This is a genomic window from Rhodococcus sp. 06-462-5 (genome assembly GCF_002258315.1).
GTDB lineage: Bacteria > Actinomycetota > Actinomycetes > Mycobacteriales > Mycobacteriaceae > Rhodococcoides.
The window spans coordinates 352,729-379,301 of the sequence record NZ_NOYD01000005.1 but is presented as its reverse complement, the minus strand read 5'-3'; the positions used below and the strand labels follow the sequence as shown (position 1 = coordinate 379,301).

Below are 26,573 nucleotides of genomic sequence, written 5' to 3'. Positions count from 1 at the left end.
ACAGCGATGCGGCCCGGAAGTTCACGGGCCGCATCGGTATTCGCAAAAGGTCAGTCGATCGAGATGACATCCTTGGCGATTGCTGCCACGCGCGTCTGTCCTGCGGACACGACTCCGTGGCGGTTCTTGTGTGCCTCTTCGTACGTCACGACGGTGCGAACGTCGGTCGGGTTCGTGAGGTCCTTGATGGCGGCGACGGCGTCCGAGACGTTCAGGTCGTCGTAGTCTGCGATCGGCAGCTCGTCGGCGTCCAGGGTTCCGCTGGCCGACCGTGCGGTGTGGATCGCGTCGGCGACGGTGTCGACTCCCTCGCTACGAGTGACGTCCTCGGCTGCCTCCAGTGCTGCGTCGCGACTTGCCGTCAGCGTCTTGACTGCCACGTCGCCTGCGTGTGCGCCGCGGCCCAGCAGTGCGGCAAGGCGGTCCGGGGTGGCGCGAGCTGCGTCCAGTGCGCGGTCGAGACCGCGAGCCGACCACGTTGCCGGTGCGTTGACGATCTTGACCGCGGTGCCTGCGGCGGCCTGGAACGGAGTACGACGCAGCGCTGCGGGTCCGCCGAGGGCGTCTTCGGCGAGCACCGTCTCCAGCCATTCCACCGTTGCGCTGTGTGCTGTGGCCAGCCGGGTCGCCAGTGCGACGACGGTGGGCTCGTCGGCTGCCGTGGCCAGTGCCTTGATGTACTTGGCGCGGCCCAGCAGCTGCTGCTCGAGTGCGAGATCGCCCAGCAGAGCCTCGTCGAACGGCTGTGCCTGTTCCGCGACCGTCTTGACTGCGGCGAGTGTGCGCCCCAGGAACGGTGCGACGAGTTCGGGCAGTCCGCCGAGTCCGCGAAGGGCTTCTTCGATGGCTGCCGCGCGCTCGCGGCCGTTGGCGGCGTTCTGGGTCAACTCCCTGCGTACCGCCTCGGTGCGCGCCTGAACGACGCGAGTTTCCGCGATCTGGATTTCCGTGTTCGTCAGCTGCAGTGCGATGCGCAACTGTGCGATCAACGTGGATGTGCTCATGGTGCTCCCCTTTCGGTCGGGTGGTCGATTTTCTCTGGCCGATGCCTGTGGGTCACAGCGTGATGCTCGGCCCTGACAGCAGCGTTACCCGTCGGTAGGTTCGGTCAAACTGATGTATCCGATGTGTGAACATCGACACGTACCCATCGGTCTCGACCCGGGCGCGCGGACTCCGCCGGTTTCGATCGGGTTCCGAGTGGACATCCGACATCGATGAACACCGAGCTGTACACAGCAACTGTCTCTGCCACCGCCACGGGAGTCACCTCCGACGACGGGGTTCTGTCCCTCGGTGTGCGAGAACCGAAGCAACTCGGAGGGCCGGGGGAGCACACCAACCCCGAGCAACTGATGGCCGCCGCACTGTCGAGCTGCCTGGTCGAATCTCTGCGTATCGCGCTCGGAACCGTCGGCGGTAGCGTCGACGACCTCGCCGTGAAGGGCACCGTCGTACTCACCGACTCGGACGCATCCGGTTACGACGCGACGTTCGCTCTCGCGGTCTCTCTGCCGGGCACCGACGACGCCGAAGCAGTACTGGCGCAGGCAACCTCGATCTGCCCGTTTCTCAAGGTCATCGACGGAGTGGACATCACCCTTGAATGATGCCGTGACGGTCGGCGTGTTCCTCGGTGCCCGCGCGAGATGACCTCCATACGTACCAGGGCAACGCGGGGAGTCGGCGCGATCAAAGCCGGGTTCGCCCGCGAGGACACCACCTTGATCGCGGGCGGCCTGACCTTCTACGCCGTCATCGCGGTGGTACCGCTGCTGCTGCTGACGATTCGCGCCTGCACCCTGTTGGTGTCGGCGGACTGGGTACGCGGCGGTTTCGACGCCATGTCGGCCTTGTTGCCCGACGCCCTCGGCGCGCGTGCGGCAGTGAATGGATTGGCCACGGCCGGAGTCGAGCTCGGCCCGATCGGTGTCCTGATCGCGATCTTCCCCGCAACGTTCTACGGGGAGGGCCTGCGCCGGGCCATCGTGCGGTTCGCTCCGACGCGAGAGTCGTTCACCGGTTGGCGGGGTCGGCTGGCGATGGTGCCGTTCTTCGCCGCCGCACCGGTCTTGCTGGCCGGGGTCCTCTGCGTCGCGCGGCTGCTCGACGCGTCGACCGGGGGCGGCGGAATCGGTGCCATGACGCTGCGCGTGTTCCTCGGCTTCAACTGCCTGTGGGTGATCCTGTCTGTCCCTTTGGCGTGGACCTATCGCGTGATCGCGCCACGCGCGGTGAACTGGCGGGCGCTGATCGTCGGATCACTCGTCACCTCGTCCATCGTCACCGGATTCGTACACGGATTCATCTTGTTCCTGGCGATACCGGTGGACCTGGGTGCGCCGTTCGGAGGCCTCACCGCGATCGGCGGCGGGGTCGCAATCATGTTGTGGATGTTCGTGTTCCATGTACTGGCTCTCGCCGGCTGGCTGGTCACCGCCGAATTCGATCGGCTCGACGATGCAACCCGAACATCAACTGGGTGAACCCGACGACCGCGAGCGCGCACGTCACCGACATCCCGATGGTCGCCGACGTGCCCGCAGCAGCCGGAGCTGCCCCGGCGACCGTCGCCGTGACCGCAGCCGCGATCACCCGCGAGGGACGCTCCCATATCGTCAGGAAGCCGACGTCCTCGATGCCGGAACCCACCGCGCGGGCACGGGCCATCTCGTGCAGCAACGTCACCACGCCGACCGCGACGACGAGCGGCATCGGGGCACCCAGAGCGAGACCGCTCGCCAACAGCAGCAGGTCGCTGCAGCGATCGGCGACGGTGTCGAGCAGGTACCCCCACTGAGATTGGGAACGGCCGATCATCGCGACCCCGCCGTCGATACCGTCCAGCAGGCCGGAGATCACGATCAGTACAGCGGCGATCAACGGTGCCGAGGTACCGGGTCGCGACAGCGCCACTGCGGCCCCTGCCACGACCACGGCGGTGAGGGTGACGGCGTGAGCGGAGACGGACGCGCGAACCAGCGGCGCGCTCAGCGAATACACCACGCGAAGCCAACCCGAGACCAACGCGGACGAGGAAGGATCGATGCCGTTGTGCAGCGTCGACCACGTCGACAGATACTCGTCGCGAGTCGCCGGCCGTGCCGACGTTCCGTGTTGCTGCGACGTACTGCGCTGATTGACCATCGAGAACCCTTGCTCGGCACTGACTGAGAGGAACTCGACGAGCAGGTGACCGGCTGTTGCGCGTCGAGACTTCGAAGCGGAGTACCCGCCCACGGCGTTCTCAATCCGCACCTCGCGGAGTCGTCAGTCGTTCTCGGAATTGCTCGCTCTGCGGCGCGCTTTCAGGCGCGAGATCTTGATGCCCACGGCTGCGAGCACGATGAGCCATCCCGAGATCAGTACTCCGCCACCGACGAACGCCGCACGGCGCAGCGGGTGTTCGTCGGCGTACACGTAACCGACTGTGCCCCAGATCAATGCGATGAGAGCGATGATCGCCATCATCCAGAGCATCGAATACAGCGTTCTGTTCATCGTCCACCCGACCTTGCTGTTCCGTCGTCCCCGACGACCGCCGATACATATTCTTCCACCAATCGCCGCCGCACCGTATTCGCCGTCACCAGGACAGATCCGGTTGATGTTCACCGGTCGAGATCCCGAACTCGACGGCCGTGCGGTGCACGTGCCCGAAGAGATCCTCGGCCACGTCGAGCGGATCACGACCGAGTGCATCGGCCCACCGCGCCGCGCGCGCCCTCGAACGCGAACTGCGGCACTCGACGACGCCGCTGCCGCCGACGTCCACGGTCATACGATCGGCACCGGTTGCCAGCATGCGGCGCAAAGAGTGCTCACCGAACAGTACGAGTCCGCGCACGCGCACGACGATGTGGCTGCGGCCGGTGTCGCCGGGCCGACCCGGATGAATGCGCGGGTCGACGTCGCCCCACTGCTCTCGCAACGACGCCGCGTCGGGACCGTCGATCCACACCGCGCAATCTCGCTCGCGCAGAACGGATCCGACCGTGGCGAGCAGTGAGGCAGAGCTGTGTCCTGCGGAGTCGACGACCACGACGATCTCGGGTATCGCGTAGACCAGGCCGTGCGTGCGAGCCGCAGGGTCGGTGATACGCGAGGACAGCACCAGGGCTTCGAGATTCTTGCGTTCGCGATCCCCGCCCGTACGCTCGGCCCATTCGGGTCCGTCGTGCCAGGCGACCGCCCGCGGCAGGTGCGCAAGCACGGCACCGGCGTCGTACGCGCGGTGCGCGAAGTCCCAGTCCTCTCCGCCGTATCCGACGAAGGTCTCGTCGAATCCACCGATGTCGGAAAACAATTCACGGCTGCACGACATCACGGCGCTGATGATGAATCGGTACGAACGTCGATCGGCATCGAGCAGGTCGCGCGAGCAGGAGTACGCGTCCCGAAGCCACCTCGGTTCGGACAATTCCGGCGGTCCTGACGATTCGCCGCCGAACCACCCGGCAACGTCCTCGCCGGACCAGCCCGTCAGATCGGCGTGGCGTCGCCGACCCACGGTGAGGGCATCGGGAACTGCTCCGGTCAGCCGTACCGATTCCGCGATGTACCCGGGTTCGGGGACGGTGTCCGCGTCCAGAAAACACAGAATCTCCCCGTCGCCGACCGATGCACCGAGATTGCGTGCCGCCGCTGCACGGAAGCCGCAATCCTCCTGTCGAACGACGGTGATGTCGAGAGCGGGCCGGAAGGCATCGACGTCCGGCGCGTCGGGCGACCCGTCGTCGGCGACGATCACCTGGAGCAGGGTGGCCGGGTACCTCTGCAATGTCAGCGCAGTAAGTACGAACTCCAGCTGACGTTGCTGACGAAAGTACGGAATCACCACGGACACTCGCGGGTTGCGATCGACAGGCGGGGCGAGATCCCACCGATTGCCCGGTACCACCCACCGGCCGTCGGGTAGCTCGCGCGCCGCTGTGGCGCGCTGTTCGTCGAACAATGCGCGGTACAGCGCGGCCGCCTGCTCGAGCGTGGGGTAGGTGACCACGTCGTGCTGCTGCCATGTCATGTCGGGATGGCGGAGAGCCTCTGCCATCGCAGCGGCGAGGCCCTCGATCGAATTCTCGTGAATCCAGAGGGCCCCGGGGGAGTTGGTCTCCATCTCCTCCACGTACCGACCGCGCGGGACGAGTGGTCGACGGCCTGCCGCGATCCAGGAATTGATCGAACCCGATGCCGACACATGTCGGTGGAACGCGACGGGAATGGCGACCGACCGCAGGATACCGTCCAGCTCGGCGTCGGGAACGAAACCGGTCGAGGTGAACGATCGGCCGAGTTTCTCTGCAGCAGAACCGAGTTCGCCGATCATGGATTCGTGGCCCGGTGACGCGGAACCGATGGAGAGAACGTCGACGTCGGCGTCCAGCGACGTCATGGCACCGAGTACCTCTTCGTGTCCCTTACCCGGATAGACGAACCCGAGTACACCGACGACTCGCCGCGGGGCGACGCGGTCTGCGGTCCGCGTCGTCGCGCGTCCGATCGGGAGCGGGATCACCCGAACGTCATGCCGACGATCCAGGACGTCCTCGAGCAGTAGCCGCTCGTGCATGCTGGAGACCACCGCCGTTGCCGCGCAACCGATCACACGTCGGTAGCAGTCCTTACGCGCCTCGAATGCGTGGCCGTCGGATGCCTGCGGCACATCGTGGACCGTGACGGTGATCGGTGCGCGGTGCTGTTGTGCGAAGGCGACGAACGCAATCGCTGCGTCCTGTGCAGTGCGGCCGAACAACCGGTCGGTGAAGTGCACGTGGATTGCCGTGTCGGGGGGAAGATGCTCGAGATCGGAGATCACCGGACTCGCTGTTGCGGAGGCCAATTCGCGGGCGCAGCGGACGACACCGTGCTCGTTGGGCCCCATCACCAGATGATGTACCGGTCCGGTCACGGCGTCAGCTCCAGGGTTCGGATCAGCTCGGCGTGACGTTCGAGGGCCGCACCGACGAATTCGGGACGAGCTGCGTACCACTGCAGGTGAGCGCGGTGAACGGAATCCGGCGTCAGGGGAGAGCCGTCGACCGACCAGTTCGGCCGCGGATCGGCGTGCAGGCCGAGAGCATCTAGCGCTCGTCTCTCGACGGGTGCGCGAACACCTCCGAGCAACTCACGTCCCGGATCTCGTACCGTGCTGCCGGTGTCCAGATGATCGAGTACTCGCTGGGCGAGAGCGCCGAGCACCACGTTGGTCGCATGGTTGATCGTGTGGGTGGCGTTGCTCCCGGCTTCTCGAAACAGGTCGGAGGCAACGATGTCGGTGTCCCGGCGTTCGCGTCGGCGCAACTCGTCGAGGCTCGCCTCGGCTGCCCCTCGCACGCCGTCTTTCGAGACCGGTACGTCCCAGTCCGCGTCGCAGGCGAGGCCGCGATGGGCGGCGAGGATCGTGCGTAAATCGTGGTAGGGCACCATGTTCGGGACGGCAGCGGGGTCGCTCGGGTGCCGAACGATGACCTGGAAGGGGTGCAGCCCCGCGTATCTGAGCACCGGCCACCGGACGACGGTGGCGTCGGGTGCGAGTGCAGCGGCGAGGTCGGGCACCCCCAGCGGCAGTGACCGATAGCCGGCTCGAACCGGCTGGGTGAGCAGCACCGACGCCTGCCGCACGAGTCGGTCGACGTGGGGCAGGTCCGAGGATTCGAGTTCGTGCACAGGAGGGATGCGCACCGTGCGCAGCGGCATGGCCGGATCGGACGCGAGGAGTATGCGCAGCGCCTCGGCCTGACAATTTCCCCAGACGAGCAGGAGGGGTCTGTCGTCCTCGGCGCGGCGACCCGGGTTGTCGGCCAGTTCGTAGAAGTCGCCGTAGTGGCGGGTGCGACCGTCCATGCTTGCCCCGACGTCATGTGCTCGTTCGTGTTGGTCCATTCTCTCGTCAACGTAGACCGGCTGGACGGGCTTCGCCAACCCCGGTTGAACTCGGGTGCAACTGGGTACTGGCTACGTATCGCGTGTCGGGACCAGGCACGATCCACCCGCCTGTACCCGAAGGAATTCATGATTCGCGTTGCATCGGTTCCGTCCTCGCACGCCTATGTCCGACACCTGCAGCCCGTCGTCGGCGACTCCGCACGCGCGGCATCGGGCGACCCGTCGGTGATCGTGCTGCCCGACCCGGCCCCTGTCCGAGTCGATGTACCCGGCCAGTGGTGGCCTCCACGACTGCTCGATGCTGGGTGGCTCGCCGAGCAGACCGACGTGCACTTCGATGTCCTGCACGTGCACTTCGGGTTCGAGTCCTTCACCCCGGACGAGCTCACCCGTACCGTCGACCACCTGCGCGCCCACCGACAGCCGTTGGTACTGACGGTCCACGACCTGCACAATCCCCATGTCGCGGACAACACCGATCACCTGCGACAGCTGGACGTACTGGTTCGCGCGGCCGCTGCCGTCATCACCCTGACCGCGGGAGCTGCTGCCTGCATTCGCGATCGATGGGGCATCGAGGCCACGGTGGTGGACCATCCGCACGTCGTGCCGCTCGAGCGGATGGCACTTCCGCGCCCGGCGTCGGATTCGTTCGTCATCGGCGTCCACGCCAAGAACCTCCGGTCCAACATGGACCCGTCGGCCGTGATGGATGCCGTGGTCGAGGCCGCACGATCGCTACCCGACGCCACCGTCCGGTTGGACATCGACGAGGACGTGTTCGAGTCCTCCAGTCATTGGTACAGCCCGACGGTCGGCGCAAAGTTGCTGGACTACACGAGTTTTCCCGACGTCGACGTGCGCGTGCACGAACGTTTCGACGACGACGCTCTCTGGGACTATCTGTCGTCGATCGATGTCTCGGTGCTGCCGTATCGATTCGGGACACACTCGGGCTGGCTCGAGGCCTGCCGCGACCTCGGTACCACCGTCGTCGCGTCCGACTGCGGCTTCTACGCAGATCAGGCGCGGGTGCACAGTTTCCGGATGGGAATCGATTCGTTCGATCCCGCCTCGCTCGTCTCTGCCGTGCGGGCATCGCACGCCGCGCGAACCCCGGCAGTCGAACCCGGTGTTCGCGCAGAACAACGACAACGAATCGCAGCAACTCATGCGGCGATCTATTCAGCAGTAATCGAGGAGATGCGTTGAACGAGAACCCACTTCGCATCGCGGTGCTGGCGTCATCGAGTTTTCCGGTGGCACAGCCTTTCGCGGGCGGCCTGGAGGCACATGTCTACAACCTGGTGCGCGCGCTCACCGAGCGCGGGCATCAGGTGAGTCTGTTCGCTGCGGACGGGTCGAGCGTCGACCTGGACGCGACCCTGCTACCGGTTCGGACGTTGGATCTGACGCCGATCTCCATCGCCGACGTCGCGATCACACCCACCGCGATTCGCGAGCATCACGCGTATCTGGCGGTGATGCTCGAACTTGCCGGCACGCTGTCTCGGTCCTTCGACATCGTGCACAACCACAGCCTGCACTACCTGCCGCTGGCGATGTCGGCGACGCTGTCGGTACCGATGGTGACGACACTGCACACACCTCCGTTCGCGTGGCTGGAGTCCGCAGTTGCGCTGGCTCCTCCCGGTGCCAACACGTTTGCCGCGGTCAGCGAGTTCGCCGCCTCGCAGTGGGCCGATGTCACCGCAGGAACCGTCGTCATTCGCAACGGAATTTCGTTGGAGGACTGGCCGTTCGGAACCGGCGGTGACTACGTGGTGTGGTCGGGTCGGGTGGTCCCGGAGAAGGGGGTGCACCTGGCCATTGCGGCTGCCAAGGAAGCAGGCCGCTCGCTGCGTATCGCCGGCCCGCTGAGCAATCTCGAGTACTTCCATGAGTTCGTCGAGCCGATGCTCGACGAGAACATCCGCTACGTCGGTCACCTCGATCAGCCCGCCCTGGCGGCATTGGTGGCGGGTGCCGAGGTAGCGCTCGTCTCGCCGGTGTGGTCCGAGCCGTACGGCCTGGTGGTTGCCGAAGCACTGGCCTGCGGCACTCCGGTCGCCGCATTCGCCAGGGGCGGCATACCGGAGATCGTCGATGCCTCGTCGGGAGTTCTGGTTGCGGCCGACGATGTGCACGGCCTCGCCGCGGCGATCCCCGCGGCGGCAGCGCTGAGGAGGTCCGACGTCCGGGCGCGGGCAGAGCAGGTGTGCTCGATGGACCGGATGGTGGACGAGTACGAGGCGCTGTACCACTCGACCCTGGACGCGCACGTCGAGAAGCTCGACGACCGGCTCGCGATCGCATGATCGGGTATTACGCGCACCACCACGGGGTCGGCCACGTCACGCGCTCCGACGCCATCGCACGGTCGATGGCGGAGCCGATGACGGTGCTGTCCTCGCGGGCTCGACCGGCAGCGCATGCGGGCGCCGAGTGGATCTCGCTTCCGCTCGACGTCGACGATTCCGTCGAAGGCGATGCGGCGGACGACAGTTCGGCGGGAGGGGTGCTGCACTGGGCTCCTCACGACGTGGACGGTCTGACCGAGCGGATGGCGATCATCGCGGAGTGGGTGGCGCGTGAGCGGCCGCGGGCAGTGGTGGTCGACGTATCGGTGGAAGTGGCGATGTTCCTGCGACTCATGGGTGTCCGCGTGATCGTGATGGCGATACCGGGGGAGCGGGATGATCCGATCCACAACCTCGCCTATCGGGCAGCGACCCACATCGTCGCGCCGTGGTCACGCGAGGTCTACGACCCGACCTGGCTCCGTCCGTTCGAGGAGAAGACCACCTACGCAGGCTCGATCAGTCGCTTCGCCGAACGTGAGCGAGTCACTGCCCACGCCGATCCGACGGTGGTGGTTCTGGGCGCCGCCGGTGGCACGGAGTTGACCCGAGACCTGGTGGACTCGTGGTCGGCGGTGGATGCCCGATTCGAGTTCCGCGCACTGGGCGTGGCAGGCGGTGACTGGGTGGACGACGTGTGGCCGGTGCTGTGTTCGGCAGCACTCGTCGTCACGCACGCCGGGCAGAACGCGGTCGCCGACGTCGCCGCCTCGGGCGCGCCCGCCATCGTGGTGCCGCAGGCCCGACCGTTCGACGAGCAGTCGGCCACCGGACGGGCCCTGGCCCACGGGTCGGTTGCCGAGGTGCTCGATACGTGGCCGTCCGTCTCGCGGTGGCACGCTGCGGCGAACCGCGCCCTCGAGATCGGCGGCCGTCGGTGGTCGGCCTTGCGTACCGAGGGTGCGCCCGCCCGCGCAGCCAGGGCGATCGAGCAGGCCGCACCTCGAACGGTGCGTCAGTGAAGACCGTCGTCGTCACCGTGGTGTCCGGACGGCACGAGCACTTGGCCGCGCAGGTGCGCGGCCTGGGTACATCGACCGCTGAGCAGGTCGAGCACGTCGTCGTGTCCATGGGTGACGACGCGATTGCCGACGTACTCGCTCGATCGGGATCCGCAGCGACGTGCATCGAGATGCCCACACAGCACCCCCTCCCGCTGGCGAGCGCCCGCAATCTCGGTGCGGCCGAGGCAATCGATCGCGGCGCAGAGTTGCTGGTGTTCCTGGACGTGGACTGTATCCCCGGTCCGGAGATGATCGAGAAATACCGCCGTGCGGCGACACTGGCCAGCAACGCGCGATCCCTGCTCTGCGGTCCGGTGACCTACCTCAAAGAAAAGGACACCGGTGCCGAGGGCGAGGCTCTGACGTCGCTGACCGCGCCGCATCCGGCGCGGCCGAACCCACCGGTCGACACCGTCGAGCACGGAGACAACTTCGATCTGTTCTGGTCGCTGTCCTTCGCGGTCGGGGCAGCGACCTGGGCCGAACTCGGCGGCTTCTGCGAGGACTACACCGGCTACGGCGGTGAGGACACCGATTTCGCAGCCACCGCGGAGGCGTCGGGCATGGGGTTGCGGTGGGTCGGTGGGGCCCACGCCTACCACCAATTCCATCCGGTCTCCGATCCTCCGGTGGAACATCTCGACGACATCGTCGCCAACGCGCGCACGTTCTTCGATCGATGGGGTCGGTGGCCGATGATCGGTTGGCTCGACGCCTTCGCCGCTCGCGGCCTCGTCGAGTTCGACGGCTCCGGGATTCGCCGCACGGCGGACGGATTCGTTTAGGCTGGGTCGAAATTCGGCCGAATGGAGTCTCGACGTGCCTGCGCCCTCTCACCCGTTGCGTTCGCTCGGATTTCTCACGATCGGGCTCTTCGACGAGTCCGATCCTGCACGTGGCCACGAATCGACGCTGAACATCATCGAACTGGGCGAGCGGCTCGGCTTCGACAGTGCATGGCTTCGTCATCGCCACCTGCAGTTCGGTATTTCGTCACCCATCGCAGTCATGGCTGCGGCTTCGCAGCGAACCGACCGGATAGCGCTCGGCACGGCAGTGACACCACTGGGTTGGGAGAACCCCCTGCGTCTCGCCGAAGATCTGGCGACGGTCGACGTGTTGTCCGGTGGGCGGATCAATCCCGGAGTCAGTGTGGGACAACCGATGCAGTTCGAGCGGGTCAAGCATTCGCTGTATCCCGACACCGCGGATACCGAGGATTTCGGGTACGAACGGGTATCGAGGTTGCTCGGGTTCGTCGCCGGGGAGCCGGCGTCGACGTGGTCGGGGACCGAGGGCATCGAGTCGTATTCTGCTCGCGTGCAACCGTATTCCCCCGGTCTACGTAGCCGGATGTGGTACGGAGGAGCGAGCCTGCGGTCGGCGCAGTGGGCCGGTGAGAACGAGATGAATCTACTGGTCAGCAGCGTGGTGCGCGCCGAGGAGTCGACCGACTTCGACGACATCCAGCTCTCGCACATTCGACGCTTCCGTGAGTTCCACCCGGCCGGGGGTGATGCGAGAGTCTCGCAGGGGTTGGTGGTGATCCCGACCGACAGTGCGAGCCCTTCACAAACGGCCAAGTACGAGGAGTACGCGCGTGGGCGATTCGCGCGCACGCTGGAGCCGCAGGGTCCGGCTCGGATGATGTTCGCGCCCGACCTCGTCGGAACTTCGGACGTGATCGCCGAGAAGTTGTACGCCAACAGGTCTTTTCGTGAGGTGGACGAGGTGGCGTTCGCACTGCCGTTCAGCTTCGACCACGAGGACTACGTGCAGATTCTGACCGACATGGCGCGCACGCTCGGGCCCGCACTCGGATGGGAGCCCGCGCAGCAGTGAGGGCGATCGGCGTCACCGGCCGATCGCCCTCATCGAGGTGTGATCAGCCGCCGGTGATGGGTGAGTTGAAGGCACACGGGATCGACTTCGTGGGGAAGCCCTTCGGATCCAGTGCGTTCTTCACGATGCCGATCGCACGGGGCGAGACCGAGATCGACAGGTGGTCCGACAGATCGATCTCGCAACCGTTCTGCAGGGTGACGTTGTTGACCGTGGCACCGGGGCCTGCGGTGAGGAACGTCGTCTTGTACGGGGTGACGACCTCGTCGTACTTGGTGCCGATCACGGTGTACTTGATTCCGGGGTCGGTGTCACCGCCCACCGCCAACCCCTTGACCAGAGCGGAATCGATGACCTGATCCGAGGCAGCGGGTCCGGCGATGGCCCCGACGACGCCGAGCACGTTCAGGCCAAGGTTGTTGATCGTGCGACCCAGGGTGCCGATACCGACGAGTGTGGTGCCGTGGTTGGACCCGGCGACGCTGACGACGGTGTTCACCTTGTTCTTGGTCGGGTCGGCCGGATTGGCTCCGCCCTCGAAGCGCAGGTACTGCCGGGTCACGAGTCCACCCTGGGAATGGCCGACGATGTCGACCTGAGCGGACCCGGTGGCTGCGCGAACCGCGTCGATGTAGGTCGCGATCTCCTTCGCGCTCGACGCAACGGATGCGGTGCCGCGCAGCGACGGGAGGTTTCCGACCACGCTGGGATCGGTGTCTCCGTAGTTCAGCGCGAAGATGCAGTAGCCCTCCTTCTTCAGCGCAGGCGACATCCGCGCGAAGTTGTTGTAGGCGTTCTCCCAGGTGCCGTGCAACAGCACGACCGGGCGCGGATGCGCTGCCGACGGCTTGCAGTTCCAGTCGTTGGCACCCTGAGGTGCGACATTGGGGTTGACGATGCTGTAGAGGAATCCGGCCAGGAAGTTCTTCTGTTCCGGTCCGTAACCCGTGGTCTCGGTCCGGGGGTCGTAGGTGATGGTCGCGGGAGCGGCAGATTCGATGTTCGGCTGGGCGATACCCTGGTCGGCGGCCTTCGGTGATGCCTCGGTCGGGCCGGGCGGAACAACCGTGTCGCCCTGCACGGTGGCGGGAGGGGCGGGCGTGGTGGCGGGCTGTGCCTGTGCTGCGACACCGGTACCGAGGGTGAGTGAGCACGCCATAGCCGCGATCATCGCAGCGCGCACCGTCGTTGCCTTCCGCGTTGTGCGGAAGGTGGACCGAGAAGTGGTCATGGGGCCTGACTTTCGACGAGGGTTGTTGGACAAGGCGGAACAGTAAGTGCGGATTTCGGTCGTGTGCGCTCTCCTGCCAGGCGTTTGGAATCTGCCCGCAAACGACGTGTCATATGTGAGAGGGCGTCACAACTGAGCTCCTGGGCACTGAATCTGGACGTACTGCCGGATATATTCGTAAAAACAATCCACAGGTTTGATTGTTGTTCTACTGTTCGTGTGTCTGCGTCTCGCCCGGTCTCGATCGATGCGGACGCAGTCGCGACGTCGAGACCGGGCGATCCTTCGAGACACCGGTCTGCCGGGGAAACAAACCTGAAGTAGGTTTCGAGTTCGAGGGGTGGGGTCGAGGTGACGGCAGCAGAGAGCGTGCAGGTGTCGCAGGAGGAGTACGTCAGTGGGCGACGGGCCTCCGACCGTCTGCGGACGCCGAGAGAGACTGCCGCGCGCATGCTCGATCAGTACATCGGTGAACCCGAGGACACGCCACCACCGCGCGAGTGCGCCCGCGGTGAGCTCGACGACATGGCGACGACCTGCTGCGAACTGGCAACCGGTGTTCTCGAATCGGGCCGGCTACCGATACCCGGTGCCATGGACGTCTTTCGCGACGCGGCAACCCGGTGGGCCCGAGACGGTGTACCGCTCGGCCGTATCCAACATGCCATCAACGAGGGCTGCGCACTGGCCGTGCGGCAGACACCGCGCTCGGTCGGTCAGGGTGCCGGGGATCGGCTCGTCGACGGAACCGTCCTGGTCTTGGAACTGTTGGACGTCGTCACCGCTGCGGTGTCCGATGCCTACCTGGCCGAATTCCGGACGCTGACTCAGAACGGTCCCCGTCACGACGTGGAACTGCTCGACGCGCTGCTCACCGGTGACGGGACGGCCCGCAAGATCGCCGATCGGATGGGTGCCCTGCTCGCCGAGGACTATCACGTTGTCGCCCTGCACTTTCCGGCGCACGCCGACGAAGGTGGACGACGGATCGACGCCGCAATCATGGCGGCTCGAAAACTGCGCAGAATCCACACAGCGCTGGCGACATTCGACACGGAGTGCCTGCCCATCGCCTCGATCGGTCCCACCGGCGGAACCGTCCTGCTGCCCGATGTCCCCGGTGTCGACATCGGTGAACTGGTCGATCGTCTGGCCGATGCGGGTCAGGTGGCGGTGACCGCGACGACCGGGTCGGCCGCGATCGACGACATCGCCACGACCGCACCTCACCTGTACGAACTGCTCGGGCTCGTGCGTCGGCTCCGGTACGCACCCGGGACATATCGGATCTCGGATCTCGTGTTCGAGTACCAGGTGAGCAGGCCGGGACTGGGCCGCAAACACCTCGTGACACTGATCGATCCGCTGCGAGATTCGGTCGATCTGCTACCGACGCTGCAAGCGTTCGTCGACTCGGACTCCAACCGAAAGAAGACGGCCACCTGGCTGACGGTGCATCCCAACACTGTCGACTACCGCCTGAAGAGGGTGGAGCAGCTCACCGGACTCGATCCGATGAAGCCGTCCGGACTGCGAAGATTGCATGCCGCTCTGATCGCCGACCGCCTCGAAGCCCGTCGCGTTCCGGTGGACGAGCGATCACTGTGACCGCGCCGGACGGCGCGGTGCTCGCAGCATCGGCGGCGCTCGATTCGGTGGAGTCCGTCGCCGCTCTCTTTCAGCCCGTTGTCGAACTGGCCACCGGGACCGTCGTCGGGTACGAGGCACTGGCCAGGTGGCCGTCTCCGAGCGTGGCCCTTCCCGAGGACGTGTTCGCGCTGGCCCGAGAGCGTGGGATGGTGGGTCGCGTCGACGTCGCGTGTCGCGCCGCCGCGCTGCGGGCGGCACGCGAGCGCGAGTACTCACGCCGGGTGCGCTTCTTTCTGAACATCGAGCCGGGTTGTTTCGTCGACGAACGCGACGTCGACGCCCACCTCGATGCGATCGGCGACGACCTCGACGTCGTCCTCGAGATCACCGAGCGAGACCTCGACCGAAACGTGCCGTTGCTGATGGCCCTGGTTCGAGGAGCCCGCGCTCGCGGTATGTCGGTGGCCATGGACGACGTGGGTGCCACGCCCGCAACGTTGGAACTGCTGGCTGCCGTCGCGCCGGACATCGTCAAACTCGACGCGTCGATCATCCGGTCCCCGTATCGGTCGCGCGCCGCGGTGCGGCAGGTGCGGGCGTACGTCCGCACGAGCGACGCCGTTCTGCTGGCAGAAGGAATAGAAACCCGCAGGCATCTACGTCGAGCCAGGTCGCTGGGCGCAACCCTCGGACAGGGCTGGATGTTCGGCCGGCCGTTGCCGCTGCCGAATCCGCCGATGTGATCGGTGGCCGACAACGAGGAAACCCCGCACCTCCGACGGCCGGGGCCTGGGTGCGGGGTTTCGATACGAGCGATCGAGACGATCAGTTCGTGAACTTGTCCTTGATGTTGCCTGCGGCGTCCGAGACGTCGTCGCCGACCTGCTTGGTCTTGCCCGACGCCTGATCCTTCGCGCCTTCGGCAGCAAGGTCGTCGTTGTCGGTCTTGTGGCCGATCTTTTCCTTGGCTTCGCCCACGAGCTCTTCTGCCTTGTGCTTTGCCTTGTCGATGAAATCAGCCATGGGAACTCCTCGAAATCGATTGTTTTCGTCCGTTCACGGGAAGCTATACCCGCGATCGGAGTCGGTAATCATGCGCTGCACGTTCGGGTTGTGCCGGGCCGATTCGGGTAAGCGCGGTCCATGGACCCAGACAACGACGCCACGTCCGCCTCCGATACGCCCTCGCCCGAACATCAGCGCCCGAGCGGCGTGGACGACGCGACCGTGGCCGCTGTGGGAAAGCTCTCCGAGGCCCTCGAATGTGTCGAGCGCGCTCGCGGGCATCTCTACTCGTTTCACCAGCTGATGGGGCACGCAGATCTACTGCTCGGCGACGCCGTCGATGCCCTCGCCGATGCAGGCCACACCGCCACCTCCGAGCGAATCGACACGGACATGATCGGTCGTAACATCGCGCCGGGGCGGTGGACATTTCAGCTCGTCGAAGAATTCGACGACGGATATTGGGGCCCGTTGCGCGAACACGAGCGTGCGGTGCGACACGAGTTGATGGACGGGCGTCGCCACGTCTTCGAGGCCGAGATGAAGGAAAAGCGTCGAACTCACGGCCGCAGCGGGCACGAGGCGAGGCCGACCGACTGACCCTTCCGAAACGACGAAACACCGACCTCGCCGGGTGACGGCGAGATCGGTGTTCGGATGGACGGTGTCTAGCCTGCTTGCTTCGCCGCGTCGACCTCGCTGGTCGCGTTGGCGGTGGAGAGCTGGCCACCGGAGTTCTCCAGGTGTGCCCGCACGAACCAGTGGAAGAGTTCGAGCTGCGCGCTCTGTCCGATGAGCATGTCCTCGGTCACCGGGTCGATCTCGCCGACCTCTTCGATGTTCTTGCGAGTGGTCTCGATGACTCCGGTGTAGACCAGGTCGAGTGCACCGAGGTGCTCGATGGCCGTTGCGCGACCGATCGAGTAGTCGTCCCAGCTGCGCTCGGAGACGATGGTGCCCGGGGTGCCCTTGGCCGAGGAGCCGAGGGTCGCGATGCGCTCGGCGACGTCGTCCGCGAATCCGCGAACGGCTTCGACCTGGGGATCGAGCATCTCGTGTACCGAGATGAAGTTGGGTCCGACGACATTCCAGTGAATGTGCTTGAGCGTCAGATGGAGGTCGTTGTACGCGTTCAGTCGATCTTGCAAGATCTCGGCGACGCGCGCGCCCTTTTCCGAGGTGAGTCCGGGAACGGTGTACGAGTTCTTTTCAGCCATGATCAGTGTTTGCCCCAACGACCCGGAACACAAACATGCCCCGCCGAACAGATCGGCGGGGCATGTGTCGTGCGGTGCTAGGACTTGTCGAGTCGCGGTGAATCCGTGCTCGACGTTCCCGTCGGCGAGGTACCGGCCGAGGAGGTTCCGTCCGTCGGATCGACGATCGGGCTGTCGGCAGCGACGTCTGCGATGACGTCTTCGGTGTCTTCGGCCGGGGGATTCTTCAGGCTCAGGATGATCGAGCCTGCCAGGACCACGATGATGACCACCAGGCTGACCAGCGAGGGGATCTCGGGGATCGAGGTGCTGATGACCTTGTGTCCGGCCTGGAGGATCAGCTTGACGCCGATGAAGGCGAGGATGATCGCCAGTCCCTTGGACAGGTAGTGGAACTTCTCGAGCAACCCTGCGAGCAGGAAGTACAGGGCGCGAAGGCCGAGGATGGCGAACGCGTTCGAGGAGTAGACGATGAACGGGTCGTCGGTCACCGCGAGAACGGCAGGAACGCTGTCCACAGCGAACACCAGGTCGGCGGCTTCGATGGCCACCACGACGGCGAGAAGTGGCGTGGCCACCCGCTTGCCGGCTTCCTTGACGAAGAACTTGGTTCCCTCGTACTCGTCGCGGACTGGAATGATCTTGCGAAGCAGGCGAACTGCGATCGAGGTACTCGGGTCGTACGAGTCGTCCTCATCCTTCATCAGCTTGTAGGCGCTGTAGAGCAGGATGGCTGCGAAGACGAACAGAACGGCAGCGAACTTGCTGACGATGGCCACACCTGCGGCCAGGAAGATCGCGCGGAACACGAGGGCACCGATCACACCGAAGAACAGCACGCGGTGCTGGTACTCACGGGGAACCTTGAAGTAACCGAAGATCAGCGCGAAGACGAAGAGGTTGTCGACGGACAGACTCTTCTCGAGCAACCAGGCCGTCGTGTATTCGACTCCGGCCGTGGTTCCCAACGTGAAGAACACCACGATGCCGAAGATGATCGCCACGCCGACCCACAGTGCGCTCCACCATGCGGCTTCCTTGAAGCCGATGATGTGCGCACCGCGGTGCGCCAACAGGTCGATGGCCAACAGGATCAGGACGACGGCACCGAATGCCGCCCATGCCCACCACGGGACGACGTTCATGAACGGCCACCTCTATTCGTGAATTTGCTGCCGAGTTGCTTCAACTTCGCCTGATTCTCGGGCTTGGTTGCGTACCGACGTGCTTGATCGATCATCTTCTTGCCCTGTGGGCTGCGAGCGAACGATGTCAATTTCTGTGTCAACGACGCCATCTGTCACACGCTCCTTTTCGTTCTCGTCTGTCTTCGTCCTACCGGTGTTCCGGCCGTGCGTTCGGGCCTCGGCGGAAAACGCTTGGTCATTCCGCGACTACTCCAGTGTGACTGTTCGCTTTCCTGCAGGCATGGTCGTTTTGCGGACACGTTTCGACCGATTTGGTTGCCTGGTTACGGCAATTCGAGCAGTCTGTACCCGTTACGACGGCGAGCGAATCTCGGGCCAGTCGAGCAGCTTCGCTCCGAGTACCGCCGTGTGCAGCGCGAATGCCTCGACGGGGTTGCCCACATTCTGCCCGGTCAAATCCTTTATTCGAGACAATCTGTAGGTCACTGCCCGCACCGACAGATGCATCCGGCGCGCGGTGGACGCGGTGTTGGCACCGGTGTCGAAGTACACCTGCAACGTCTCCAGCAGTGGACCCGCCCCACCTCGCGCGCCGAGCAACGGTGTCAGCAACGTCTCGACCAGATCGGCGATCGCCGCACGATCGCTGATCAGGACGCGGTAGACGAGCAGATCACGAGCATCGACCACGGATGCGTCGAATCCGAGCGAGGCGGCGAGATCGAGTGCGTCGAGGGCTTCCCGGTACGACGCCGCGACACCGACCGCCCCGCTGCGTGGTCGGCCGACCCCGATCTGCGTCCGGCCGTACTCACCTTTGCGACGGAGGTCGACCGATTCGCTCGACGCCGACGTACCGAGGGCCCGTCCCACCCGGTCGAGCACGTGGTCGACGGCGTCGAGGTCGGGTGCCGGGAACACCAGGATCAGCCGGTCCTGCTTGGTGGCCACGAGCAACTCGGCGTCTCCCTTGCTGCCCTGCACACTGCGCTCGACGAGGGTGATGGCAGAGCTGGCGTCGGTGAACGGCTTGGTCGACGTCACCACGGCCACCACGTGCGGGCTCGACAGGTCGAGGCCGAACGTCTGTGCGCGCCCGAGTACCCCGGCGACATCGGAGGTGCCCGAGAGCAGATCGTCGACGAATTCACGGCGGGCGAGTACTTCGGCTCGCACGAGAGTGCGCCGAGCGAGCTGAAATCCCTCGGCCAGTTCGGCCACCGCGTCGTCGACCGCGCGCAGCATCACCTCGCCTGCCGTGACCACTCCGGCCGGGTCCTCCGCGGCGGCGACGACAGCGGGTAGTTCTCGCCACAGTCGCCACGCCGAGGTCAGGTACAGATCCAGCAGCGCCCGCAGTGCGACGCCCGCGCGGGCAGCGGTATCGCCCTGCGCTCGAAATTCGTGCAGCTGCCCGCGGCTCAGTGGGACGCCGGCATCGACGGCGTCGGCAAGGACGTCGAGGAAGCTACCCAGTAGAGCGACGTCGAGGCCGCCGGCGTCCGACGCTGCCTGCGCAGCGACCGAATCCAGCGGTAGCGCATCGCGCTGTCCGACCATCTGTTCTCGTGTCTCCCATCCGGCTCGAGGCCAATGGTAGGCATCGCGGCCGCGCTGGAGAAACGGATCGGTGTGGGAGTCGACCGATTCGACCGCGTGTTCGGCGTGCGAGAGGCGGTATCGGGGAGCACAATCAGCCGATCCGCACCGTTCGTCTCCACGTTGGGAGTGCCGGCCATGACATCGTCGAACAGACCTGCATCGAGTCTGCGATCGCAGCTGCTTCGCAAGAAGCCGATCGTGGATCCGGACCAGCAGAGCAGCGGCGGGCTGGAACGGACCATCGGCACCTTCCAGCTGACGATGTTCGGCGTCGGTGCCACCATCGGCACCGGCATCTTCTTCGTCCTCTCGCTCGCGGTTCCCGAAGCCGGTCCCGCAGTGGTGCTCTCGTTCCTGGCCGCGGGTATCGCGGCCGGTCTCGCAGCTATCTGTTACGCCGAAATGGCATCGGCGGTACCGGTTTCGGGCTCGACCTACTCCTACGCGTACGTGACGATGGGTGAGGTGGTCGCGATGGGCGTCGCCGCCTGCCTGTTGCTCGAGTACGGAGTGTCCAGCGCTGCCGTCGCCGTCGGGTGGAGTGGCTACCTCAACGAGCTGTTGAACAACCTCTTCGGCTTCACCATCCCGCACGCGCTGTCCGCTGCGCCGGGTGACGCCGACCCCGGCATCATGAATCTGCCTGCAGTGGTGCTGATCGTGCTGTGCGCCGTTCTGCTCATTCGCGGCGCGAGCGAGTCGGCGGCCGTCAACGCCGTCATGGTCGTCATCAAACTCGGTGTGCTGGCTCTGTTCGCGATCGTCGGCTTCACCGCCTTCGATTCCGGCAACTTCTCGGACTTCATGCCCCTGGGCGCAGCAGGGGTGACGGCGGCCGCGGGCACGATCTTCTTCTCGTTCATCGGACTCGACGCGGTGTCCACCGCGGGCGACGAGGTGAAGGATCCGCAGAAGACCATGCCGCGGGCCATCATTGCGGCGCTGATCGTCGTCATCGTCTTCTATCTCGTCGTGGCCGTGGCCGCCCTGGGGACTCAGCCGTGGACCGACTTCGCCGGCCAGGAGGAAGCCGGGCTGGCGGAGATCCTGCGCAACGTCACCGGGCAAGCGTGGCCGGCAACGATTCTGGCCGCAGGTGCGGTCATCTCCATCTTCTCGGTGACGTTGGTGACGATGTACGGGCAGACTCGCATCCTGTTCGCCATGGGCCGAGACGGCATGTTGCCCAAAGCTTTCGCCAAGGTCAGCCCCCGCACGCACACGCCGGTGAACAACACGATCGTCGTCGCCGTCGTGATCTCGATCCTCGCCGCGTTCATTCCGCTCGACAAGCTGGCGGACCTGGTGTCCATCGGCACCCTCGTCGCGTTCATCGTCGTGTCCATCGGAGTGATCGTGCTGCGCCGCTCGATGCCCGATCTCGAACGGCCGTTCAAAGTTCCGGGATACCCGGTGACACCGGTGCTGTCGGTACTCGCCTGCCTGTACATCCTGTCCGGACTGCACTGGACCACGTGGTTCTGGTTCGGACTCTGGCTCGCCGTGGTGTTGGCGTTCTACTGGTTCTGGGGCCGGCACCACTCGACGCTGCGCGGTGCAGAACAGGACGCACGATGAGCGTGCTGATCGCATTCGCACCGGGGAAAGGCAGCGTCGGTGCCCTCGATCTCGGTGCCCAGCTCGCGCGGTCGTTGGGCACCGACATCGACGTGGCGACCGTGGTTCCCAAGCCCTGGTCGACTCCGTCGATGGCACGGGTGGATGCGGAGTTCGCAGACTGGGCAGCGACGACCGCAGCCGAGTCGGAGGCGAAAGCGCGCCACTACCTCGAAGACCGGGCACCCGACATCACCGCGTCGTTCCACCGATTCGCACACCGCTCGGTCTCGACCGCGTTGACCGAGGCGGCCGACAGCCTCTCGGCCTCGATACTGGTTCTCGGCTCGTCGGGTGACGGCGCACTCGGGCAGGTGGTCGTCGGGTCGACGGCAGACAAGCTTCTGCACTCGTCCCCGGTGACCGTGGCGCTCGCTCCTCGCGGTTATCGGATGCGCGAGCGGGCCACACTGACCCGGATCACGTGTGCGTTCTCCGGCGACAGCGAGGCCTCGCGGGTCGTGGGTCCGACAGCCGAACTCGCCCGAGACGCGGGCATCCCGCTCCGCCTGGCATCGTTCGTCGTCCGCGGGGCGACCATGTACCCGCCGGAGGTCGGCCTACGCGTCGAGGACGACGTCGCCGCCGAACTCGCCGTGGGGTTGAGCGAGGCCTTGACCGCAGCGATGGACGACGCTGTCGCGGTGGGGCTTTCGGCCGAACAGGTGACGACCGAGTTGGCCACGGCCGGGAGTTGGCGCGAAGCCCTCGACGAACTGCACTGGCAGGACGGCGAAGTATTGACCATCGGATCGTCCGGACCGTTGGGGCCCATCGCTCGGGTGTTCCTCGGTTCGCGGGCGACGAAGATCATTCGTCACTCACCGGTACCGATCCTGGTGCTGCCGCGTCGGTGACGTTCTATCGGTTGAGGGCCAGCACCGAGAGCAGTTCGTAGGCCACGTGAGCCGCGGCGATTCCGGTGATCTCGGCGTGGTCGTACGCAGGCGCGACCTCGACGATGTCGGCACCGACCACGTTCAGGCCGACGAGTCCACGCAGCGTGTTCAACAGTTCGCGAGAGGTCATTCCCCCGGCTTCGGGAGTGCCGGTGCCCGGAGCGTGTGCTGGGTCGAGTACGTCGATGTCGACCGAGACGTAGACCGGGCCACCGTCGAGGCGACGACGCATCCGCTCGACGATGCTGGCCACGCCGTCGACCTCGTAGTCGTCGGACCGAATCACCTGGAACCCGAGCACCCGATCGTCCTCGAGGTCCTGCTCGCTGTAGAGCGGGCCGCGAATGCCGATGTGCTGTGAGCGTTCGAGATCGATCAGACCTTCTTCGCTTGCCCGTCGGAACGGTGTGCCGTGAGTGTAGGGAGCACCGAAATACGTGTCCCACGTATCGAGGTGCGCGTCGAAGTGCAGTACCGCGATCGGCCCGTGATCGCGTGCGAGCGAACGCAGAATCGGCAGTGCGATGGTGTGGTCGCCGCCGAGGGTGAGAACCGACGAGCCGTCGGCGCGCAGGTCCGTCACCGCGTCGTGCACCGTGGTCAGGGCCTCGGTGATGTCGAACGGATTGACGCCGATGTCACCGAAATCCGCCACCTGTTGGCGGGCGAAGGGTGAGACCTTCAGCGCAGGGTTGTACGGGCGCAACAGTTTCGAGGCCGCTCTGATGTGACCCGGGCCGAAGCGGGCGCCGGGACGGTAACTCACGCCGGAATCGAACGGCACACCGAGGATGGTGACGTCGGCGCGGGACACCTCGTCGAGACGGGGCAGCCGCGCGAAGGTGGTCGGCTCGGCGAAGCGGGGGACCTTGGTGGCGTCGACCGGACCGATCGGTGGGTGCTCGGGATTGCTCGGGTTCATCGAGATTCCTTCCGAATTGTCATCAGTCCGGTGACTGTTGGGTCGACCAGTTCGCCCGGCAAGCGTTACTCTGATGCTCGATCTTGTCAACACAAGTTTCCTGAGAGGCGAGAGCAGTGTCCCTTGCTACGTCGGTCGTCGGCGATGCGCCGCGTATCGGTGCGCGGCTCAAGGAGGCTCGGCAGAAGAAGCGCCTGACTCTCGACGCACTCGCCGACGCCTGTGGAGTGACCAAGGGATATCTGTCCAAGCTCGAACGCGACCAGGTCAATGCGTCGGTGGCGTCCCTGGTTCGAGTCTGTGCCGCCTTGGAGCTTCCGGTCGGATCGCTGTTCGACGACGTGCCGTCCGGTGAGGTGGTCCGTGCGCAGTCGTTGCCGCGCATCATGTTCGGCGGGGAAGCGATGACCGAGTACCTACTGACGCCGGTGGGGGAGCGCCGGGTGCAGGTGCTGCTGGGTCACATCGACGCCGGTGGCGGCAGCGGAGCCGAGGCGTACACACTTCCGCTCGACGTGACATTCGTGCACGTGATCACGGGCGAGTTGCGGGTGACCTTCGAGGCCGAAGCGGACGGTACGTTCGCGGGTGACGAGGTGCTGCTCGGTCCTGGAGATGCGTTCACCTTCTCGCCGCGTCGCAGGCACAGTTTTCGAGCCGAAGGCAAGGACGGTGCTCGGGTCCTGTGGGTGTTGGCACCCGCGCTGCCCGAGGAGTTGCCGATGAGGAAACAGGAGTTGCAGGCATGACCGTCACCGTGTCGCTGTACCAAGGGCCGGAGCTTGCCGGCGATGTCGACGCGAACCTCGCCGCACTCGACGATGCCGCGAGGCGTGCGGCCTCTGCAGGCGCGTCGATCCTGGTGACCCCGGAGATGTCGGTCAGTGGATACGACATCGGTGATCTCGTGCTCGAACGAGCCGAACCGTTCGACGGACCGATCTTCGAGAGGGTGTCGACGATCGCTCGATCCCACTGCGTCGCAATCGTCTACGGGTATCCCGAACGCAGTGGTGTCAACCTGTTCAATGCGGTGCAGGTGATCGATGCATCAGGACGGTCGGTGGCGCGCTACCGCAAGACCCACCTGTTCGGTGAACTCGATCGCGCTCACTTCACACCTGGGCCGGAACTGTTGGTGCAGTTCGACTTCGGCGGACTGCGCTGCGGTCTGCTCACCTGCTACGACGTCGAATTCCCGGAAACCGTTCGTGCGCACGCCGATGCCGGAACGCAGTGGTTGATCGTCCCGACGGGACTGATGACTCCGTTCGAGATCATCGCAACCCACGTCGTTCCGACGCGCGCGTACGAGAGTCAACTGTTCGTCACCTACGTCAATCGCTGTGGTACGGAGACGAGTCTGACGTACTGCGGACAGACCTGTGCCGTCGCGCCGAGTGGCAGCGACCTCGCGCGAGCAGGCGCGCACGAGGAGCTTCTGACGGTTGATCTGGATCCGGCCGAGCTCGCTCGATCCCGTTCGGTCAACACCCACCTGGCCGATCGCCGTACCGACCTCTACCCGACAGGACCCTCGCGGTCCGAGCAGGAGACCGACCGATGACCACACCCGTCACCCCGGACAGCGCGATCGAATCCGAGGCCGACCAGCCGCTCACGATGTTCGGTCCGGACTTCCCGTTCGCCTACGACGACTACCTGGCGCACCCGGCCGGCCTCGGCAGCGTTCCCGACGCAGCCCTCGGTACGAAGGTCGCAGTGATCGGCGGCGGACTCGCCGGCATGGTCGTCGCCCACGAACTGCTCAGGCTCGGCCTGGAACCCGTTGTCTACGAATCGGATCGGATCGGCGGCCGGATGCGGTCGGTGCCCTTCGAGGGGCACCCGGGTGTGGTGGCCGAGATGGGTGCGATGCGGTTTCCGCCGTCGTCGACTGCGCTGTTCCACTACCTCGACGCAGTCGGCCTCGAGACCACGCCCTTTCCGAACCCGTTGGCAGAAGCGACCCCCAGTACGGTGATCGACCTCAAGGGCGAGAGCCATTACGCCCAGAAGCTCGAGGATCTACCGCCGGTGTTCGCCGAGGTCGCCGACGCGTGGAACCGGACGCTCGAGGAACACGCCGAACTGATTCCACTGCAGCGTGCCGTTCGCAGGCGCGACGTTGCCGAGATCAAGCGAATCTGGAACGAGCTGATCGTGAAGTTCGACGATCAGACCTTCTACGGATTCCTGGCCGCATCCGAACACTTCTCGTCGTTTCGGATGCGAGAGCTGTTCGGCCAGGTCGGTTTCGGAACGGGTGGCTGGGACACCGACTATCCCAACTCGATCCTCGAGATCCTTCGAGTCGTCATCACGGCAGCGGACGACCACCACCGCGGAATCGTCGGCGGCTCGCAGCAACTGCCGATGCGGCTGTGGACCGAATCGCCTGCGAACATGGCGCACTGGCCCGCGGGAACGTCGGTGGCGTCACTGAACGGCGGCACCACGATGTCGCGCGTCACCGAGATCAGACGTACCGACGGCGGCACCACGATCCACGACGACCGCGGCAACATTCGCACGTACGCGGCCGCCGTCGTGACCGCCCAGAGTTGGATGCTGCTCAGCAACATCAGGTGTGACGACGATCTGTTTCCCATCGACCACTGGACCGCCATCGAACGCACCCACTACATGGGTTCGACCAAGGTTTTCGCACTAGTCGACCGGCCGTTCTGGAAGGACAAGGATCCGGTCACCGGCCGCGATGTGGTCAGCATGACGCTGACCGACCGAATGAGCCGGGGCACCTACCTACTCGACCAGGGCGAGGGCAAGCCTGGCTTGATCTGCCTGTCCTACACGTGGTCCGACGATTCGCTCAAGCTGCTGGCGCTCGACCCGACCGAGCGCATGAACATCATGCTGCGCTCGCTCGAGGAGATCTACCCGGGCGTCGATTTCCGCAGTCACATCATCTCGACGCCGGTGACGCTGTCCTGGGAAACCGAACGCGATTTCATGGGTGCCTTCAAAGCCAACCTGCCGGGTCACTACCGCTACCAGGAACGGCTGTTCACGCACTTCGTGCAACACCGACTCGACCCGCGACATCGAGGAATCTTCCTTGCCGGCGACGACATCTCGTGGACGGCGGGGTGGGCCGAGGGTGCCATTCACACTGCACTCAATGCGGTGTGGGGCGTCGTACATCATCTGGGAGGAACGTCGGCCGAGGGCAACCCGGGGCCGGGCGATGTGTTCGATGCCATCGCACCACTTCGATTGGGCGACTAGCG

26 protein-coding genes are annotated in these 26,573 nt (G+C 65.5%); 15 read left to right on the top strand and 11 right to left on the bottom strand.

From position 1 onward, the window contains the following. Window positions 1-50 precede the first annotated feature (50 nt). Window positions 51-1,004 (bottom strand): hypothetical protein, encoded by a 954-nt coding sequence (locus CH251_RS03935; RefSeq protein ID WP_094611904.1) that lies wholly within the window; start codon window positions 1,002-1,004, stop codon window positions 51-53. 213 nt (window positions 1,005-1,217) lie between these two features. On the opposite strand from CH251_RS03935, the gene CH251_RS03930 reads away from it, so the two are divergent. Both CH251_RS03930 and CH251_RS03925 read left to right on the top strand, forming a co-directional pair. Then, window positions 1,218-1,610: an OsmC family protein gene (locus tag CH251_RS03930; protein WP_094611903.1), complete on the top strand. Its 393-nt coding sequence runs from the start codon at window positions 1,218-1,220 to the stop codon at window positions 1,608-1,610. A gap of 39 nt (window positions 1,611-1,649) precedes the next feature. Continuing rightward, window positions 1,650-2,486 carry a YihY/virulence factor BrkB family protein gene (locus CH251_RS03925; RefSeq protein WP_094611902.1) on the top strand — a complete coding sequence of 279 codons (837 nt, stop codon included), beginning with the start codon at window positions 1,650-1,652 and terminating at the stop codon, window positions 2,484-2,486. Here the strand turns inward: CH251_RS03925 and CH251_RS03920 are convergent. From CH251_RS03920 to CH251_RS03905, 4 genes are all read right to left on the bottom strand, one after another. Then, window positions 2,434-3,258 (bottom strand): CDP-alcohol phosphatidyltransferase family protein, encoded by an 825-nt coding sequence (locus CH251_RS03920; protein ID WP_094611901.1) that lies wholly within the window; start codon window positions 3,256-3,258, stop codon window positions 2,434-2,436. The two genes, CH251_RS03925 and CH251_RS03920, sit on opposite strands and share 53 nt — an antisense overlap. 12 nt (window positions 3,259-3,270) lie before the next feature. Next, window positions 3,271-3,501: a hypothetical protein gene (locus CH251_RS27360; protein WP_230596994.1), complete on the bottom strand. Its 231-nt coding sequence runs from the start codon at window positions 3,499-3,501 to the stop codon at window positions 3,271-3,273. An 85-nt stretch (window positions 3,502-3,586) separates the two neighbouring features. After that, on the bottom strand, window positions 3,587-5,908 hold the full coding sequence (locus CH251_RS27760; protein WP_256978786.1) for a glycosyltransferase: 2,322 nt from the start codon (window positions 5,906-5,908) through the stop codon (window positions 3,587-3,589). Continuing rightward, complete coding sequence (locus tag CH251_RS03905) at window positions 5,905-6,843, bottom strand: WcbI family polysaccharide biosynthesis putative acetyltransferase (protein WP_256978785.1); 939 nt, start codon at window positions 6,841-6,843, stop codon at window positions 5,905-5,907. Before CH251_RS03905 ends, CH251_RS27760 begins: the two co-directional genes overlap by 4 nt. 168 nt (window positions 6,844-7,011) lie before the next feature. On the opposite strand from CH251_RS03905, the gene CH251_RS03900 reads away from it, so the two are divergent. Genes CH251_RS03900 through CH251_RS03880 form a run of 5 tightly spaced genes read left to right on the top strand, consistent with a single transcriptional unit; the run spans window position 7,012 to window position 12,091 of the window. Continuing rightward, on the top strand, window positions 7,012-8,097 hold the full coding sequence (locus CH251_RS03900) for a hypothetical protein (RefSeq protein WP_094611899.1): 1,086 nt from the start codon (window positions 7,012-7,014) through the stop codon (window positions 8,095-8,097). Beyond that, the gene (locus tag CH251_RS03895; RefSeq protein ID WP_094611898.1) at window positions 8,094-9,203 is read left to right on the top strand and encodes a glycosyltransferase; all 1,110 of its coding nucleotides are present in this window, start codon (window positions 8,094-8,096) and stop codon (window positions 9,201-9,203) included. The genes CH251_RS03900 and CH251_RS03895 overlap by 4 nt, the downstream gene beginning before the upstream one ends. Continuing rightward, window positions 9,200-10,207: a glycosyltransferase gene (locus CH251_RS03890; protein ID WP_094611897.1), complete on the top strand. Its 1,008-nt coding sequence runs from the start codon at window positions 9,200-9,202 to the stop codon at window positions 10,205-10,207. Before CH251_RS03895 ends, CH251_RS03890 begins: the two co-directional genes overlap by 4 nt. Beyond that, the gene (locus CH251_RS03885) at window positions 10,204-11,034 is read left to right on the top strand and encodes a glycosyltransferase family 2 protein (protein ID WP_094611896.1); all 831 of its coding nucleotides are present in this window, start codon (window positions 10,204-10,206) and stop codon (window positions 11,032-11,034) included. Before CH251_RS03890 ends, CH251_RS03885 begins: the two co-directional genes overlap by 4 nt. A gap of 34 nt (window positions 11,035-11,068) precedes the next feature. Continuing rightward, window positions 11,069-12,091: an LLM class flavin-dependent oxidoreductase gene (locus CH251_RS03880; RefSeq protein WP_094611895.1), complete on the top strand. Its 1,023-nt coding sequence runs from the start codon at window positions 11,069-11,071 to the stop codon at window positions 12,089-12,091. A 43-nt stretch (window positions 12,092-12,134) separates the two neighbouring features. Here CH251_RS03880 and CH251_RS03875 read toward each other — a convergent pair whose 3' ends face one another. Beyond that, window positions 12,135-13,322 (bottom strand): triacylglycerol lipase, encoded by a 1,188-nt coding sequence (locus CH251_RS03875; protein WP_094611894.1) that lies wholly within the window; start codon window positions 13,320-13,322, stop codon window positions 12,135-12,137. A 351-nt stretch (window positions 13,323-13,673) separates the two neighbouring features. On the opposite strand from CH251_RS03875, the gene CH251_RS03870 reads away from it, so the two are divergent. Together CH251_RS03870 and CH251_RS03865 are read left to right on the top strand one after the other, a co-directional pair. Further along, window positions 13,674-14,930 (top strand): CdaR family transcriptional regulator, encoded by a 1,257-nt coding sequence (locus CH251_RS03870; RefSeq protein WP_094611893.1) that lies wholly within the window; start codon window positions 13,674-13,676, stop codon window positions 14,928-14,930. Continuing rightward, window positions 14,927-15,655: an EAL domain-containing protein gene (locus CH251_RS03865; protein ID WP_256978784.1), complete on the top strand. Its 729-nt coding sequence runs from the start codon at window positions 14,927-14,929 to the stop codon at window positions 15,653-15,655. The genes CH251_RS03870 and CH251_RS03865 overlap by 4 nt, the downstream gene beginning before the upstream one ends. 82 nt (window positions 15,656-15,737) lie before the next feature. Here CH251_RS03865 and CH251_RS03860 read toward each other — a convergent pair whose 3' ends face one another. Then, a complete protein-coding gene (locus CH251_RS03860; RefSeq protein WP_027496220.1) occupies window positions 15,738-15,935 on the bottom strand; it encodes a CsbD family protein in 198 nt (65 codons plus the stop codon). Between the two features lie 120 nt (window positions 15,936-16,055). Here CH251_RS03860 and CH251_RS03855 point away from each other — a divergent pair, with 120 nt between their 5' ends. Then, entirely contained in the window at window positions 16,056-16,517 is a 462-nt protein-coding gene (locus tag CH251_RS03855; RefSeq protein WP_094611892.1) for a hypothetical protein, read from the top strand. Window positions 16,518-16,585: 68 nt separating this feature from the next. On the opposite strand, the gene CH251_RS03850 is transcribed toward CH251_RS03855, so the two are convergent. The 3 genes from CH251_RS03850 to CH251_RS03840 all read right to left on the bottom strand — a co-directional run bounded on the left by CH251_RS03850 (window position 16,586) and on the right by CH251_RS03840 (window position 19,842). Continuing rightward, window positions 16,586-17,134, bottom strand: coding sequence for a Dps family protein (locus tag CH251_RS03850; RefSeq protein WP_094611891.1), 549 nt, complete (start codon window positions 17,132-17,134; stop codon window positions 16,586-16,588). Between the two features lie 77 nt (window positions 17,135-17,211). Further along, window positions 17,212-18,279: a TerC family protein gene (locus CH251_RS03845; protein WP_094611890.1), complete on the bottom strand. Its 1,068-nt coding sequence runs from the start codon at window positions 18,277-18,279 to the stop codon at window positions 17,212-17,214. A gap of 354 nt (window positions 18,280-18,633) precedes the next feature. Then, entirely contained in the window at window positions 18,634-19,842 is a 1,209-nt protein-coding gene (locus tag CH251_RS03840; protein ID WP_094611889.1) for a CdaR family transcriptional regulator, read from the bottom strand. Between the two features lie 177 nt (window positions 19,843-20,019). On the opposite strand from CH251_RS03840, the gene CH251_RS03835 reads away from it, so the two are divergent. Together CH251_RS03835 and CH251_RS03830 are read left to right on the top strand one after the other, a co-directional pair. Beyond that, on the top strand, window positions 20,020-21,462 hold the full coding sequence (locus CH251_RS03835) for an amino acid permease (protein ID WP_094611952.1): 1,443 nt from the start codon (window positions 20,020-20,022) through the stop codon (window positions 21,460-21,462). Continuing rightward, window positions 21,459-22,358 carry a universal stress protein gene (locus CH251_RS03830; protein ID WP_094611888.1) on the top strand — a complete coding sequence of 300 codons (900 nt, stop codon included), beginning with the start codon at window positions 21,459-21,461 and terminating at the stop codon, window positions 22,356-22,358. Before CH251_RS03835 ends, CH251_RS03830 begins: the two co-directional genes overlap by 4 nt. 4 nt (window positions 22,359-22,362) lie before the next feature. Here the strand turns inward: CH251_RS03830 and speB are convergent, their stop codons facing one another. Then, complete coding sequence (gene speB, locus CH251_RS03825) at window positions 22,363-23,322, bottom strand: agmatinase (RefSeq protein WP_032405057.1); 960 nt, start codon at window positions 23,320-23,322, stop codon at window positions 22,363-22,365. A gap of 116 nt (window positions 23,323-23,438) precedes the next feature. On the opposite strand from speB, the gene CH251_RS03820 reads away from it, so the two are divergent. Genes CH251_RS03820 through CH251_RS03810 form a run of 3 tightly spaced genes read left to right on the top strand, consistent with a single transcriptional unit; the run spans window position 23,439 to window position 26,571 of the window. Then, window positions 23,439-24,071, top strand: a complete 633-nt coding sequence (locus tag CH251_RS03820) for a helix-turn-helix domain-containing protein (RefSeq protein ID WP_094611887.1) — start codon at window positions 23,439-23,441, stop codon at window positions 24,069-24,071. Further along, window positions 24,068-24,889, top strand: a complete 822-nt coding sequence (locus tag CH251_RS03815) for a carbon-nitrogen hydrolase family protein (protein ID WP_094611886.1) — start codon at window positions 24,068-24,070, stop codon at window positions 24,887-24,889. Before CH251_RS03820 ends, CH251_RS03815 begins: the two co-directional genes overlap by 4 nt. Further along, window positions 24,886-26,571: an NAD(P)/FAD-dependent oxidoreductase gene (locus tag CH251_RS03810; RefSeq protein ID WP_094611885.1), complete on the top strand. Its 1,686-nt coding sequence runs from the start codon at window positions 24,886-24,888 to the stop codon at window positions 26,569-26,571. Before CH251_RS03815 ends, CH251_RS03810 begins: the two co-directional genes overlap by 4 nt. The last annotated feature ends 2 nt before the right edge of the window (window positions 26,572-26,573 follow it).

Bases quoted from the DNA above. Each gene is read 5' to 3' on its own strand.
- CH251_RS03935 (WP_094611904.1), bottom strand. From the start codon at position 1,004: ATGAGCACATCCACGTTGATCGCACAGTTGCGCATCGCACTGCAGCTG.
- CH251_RS03930 (WP_094611903.1), top strand. From the start codon at position 1,218: ATGAACACCGAGCTGTACACAGCAACTGTCTCTGCCACCGCCACGGGA.
- CH251_RS03925 (WP_094611902.1), top strand. From the start codon at position 1,650: ATGACCTCCATACGTACCAGGGCAACGCGGGGAGTCGGCGCGATCAAA.
- CH251_RS27360 (WP_230596994.1), bottom strand. From the start codon at position 3,501: ATGAACAGAACGCTGTATTCGATGCTCTGGATGATGGCGATCATCGCT.
- CH251_RS03905 (WP_256978785.1), bottom strand. From the start codon at position 6,843: ATGGACGGTCGCACCCGCCACTACGGCGACTTCTACGAACTGGCCGAC.
- CH251_RS03900 (WP_094611899.1), top strand. From the start codon at position 7,012: ATGATTCGCGTTGCATCGGTTCCGTCCTCGCACGCCTATGTCCGACAC.
- CH251_RS03890 (WP_094611897.1), top strand. From the start codon at position 9,200: ATGATCGGGTATTACGCGCACCACCACGGGGTCGGCCACGTCACGCGC.
- CH251_RS03875 (WP_094611894.1), bottom strand. From the start codon at position 13,322: ATGACCACTTCTCGGTCCACCTTCCGCACAACGCGGAAGGCAACGACG.
- CH251_RS03860 (WP_027496220.1), bottom strand. From the start codon at position 15,935: ATGGCTGATTTCATCGACAAGGCAAAGCACAAGGCAGAAGAGCTCGTG.
- CH251_RS03855 (WP_094611892.1), top strand. From the start codon at position 16,056: ATGGACCCAGACAACGACGCCACGTCCGCCTCCGATACGCCCTCGCCC.
- CH251_RS03850 (WP_094611891.1), bottom strand. From the start codon at position 17,134: ATGGCTGAAAAGAACTCGTACACCGTTCCCGGACTCACCTCGGAAAAG.
- CH251_RS03845 (WP_094611890.1), bottom strand. From the start codon at position 18,279: ATGAACGTCGTCCCGTGGTGGGCATGGGCGGCATTCGGTGCCGTCGTC.
- CH251_RS03840 (WP_094611889.1), bottom strand. From the start codon at position 19,842: ATGGTCGGACAGCGCGATGCGCTACCGCTGGATTCGGTCGCTGCGCAG.
- CH251_RS03835 (WP_094611952.1), top strand. From the start codon at position 20,020: ATGACATCGTCGAACAGACCTGCATCGAGTCTGCGATCGCAGCTGCTT.
- CH251_RS03830 (WP_094611888.1), top strand. From the start codon at position 21,459: ATGAGCGTGCTGATCGCATTCGCACCGGGGAAAGGCAGCGTCGGTGCC.
- speB (WP_032405057.1), bottom strand. From the start codon at position 23,322: ATGAACCCGAGCAATCCCGAGCACCCACCGATCGGTCCGGTCGACGCC.
- CH251_RS03815 (WP_094611886.1), top strand. From the start codon at position 24,068: ATGACCGTCACCGTGTCGCTGTACCAAGGGCCGGAGCTTGCCGGCGAT.
- CH251_RS03810 (WP_094611885.1), top strand. From the start codon at position 24,886: ATGACCACACCCGTCACCCCGGACAGCGCGATCGAATCCGAGGCCGAC.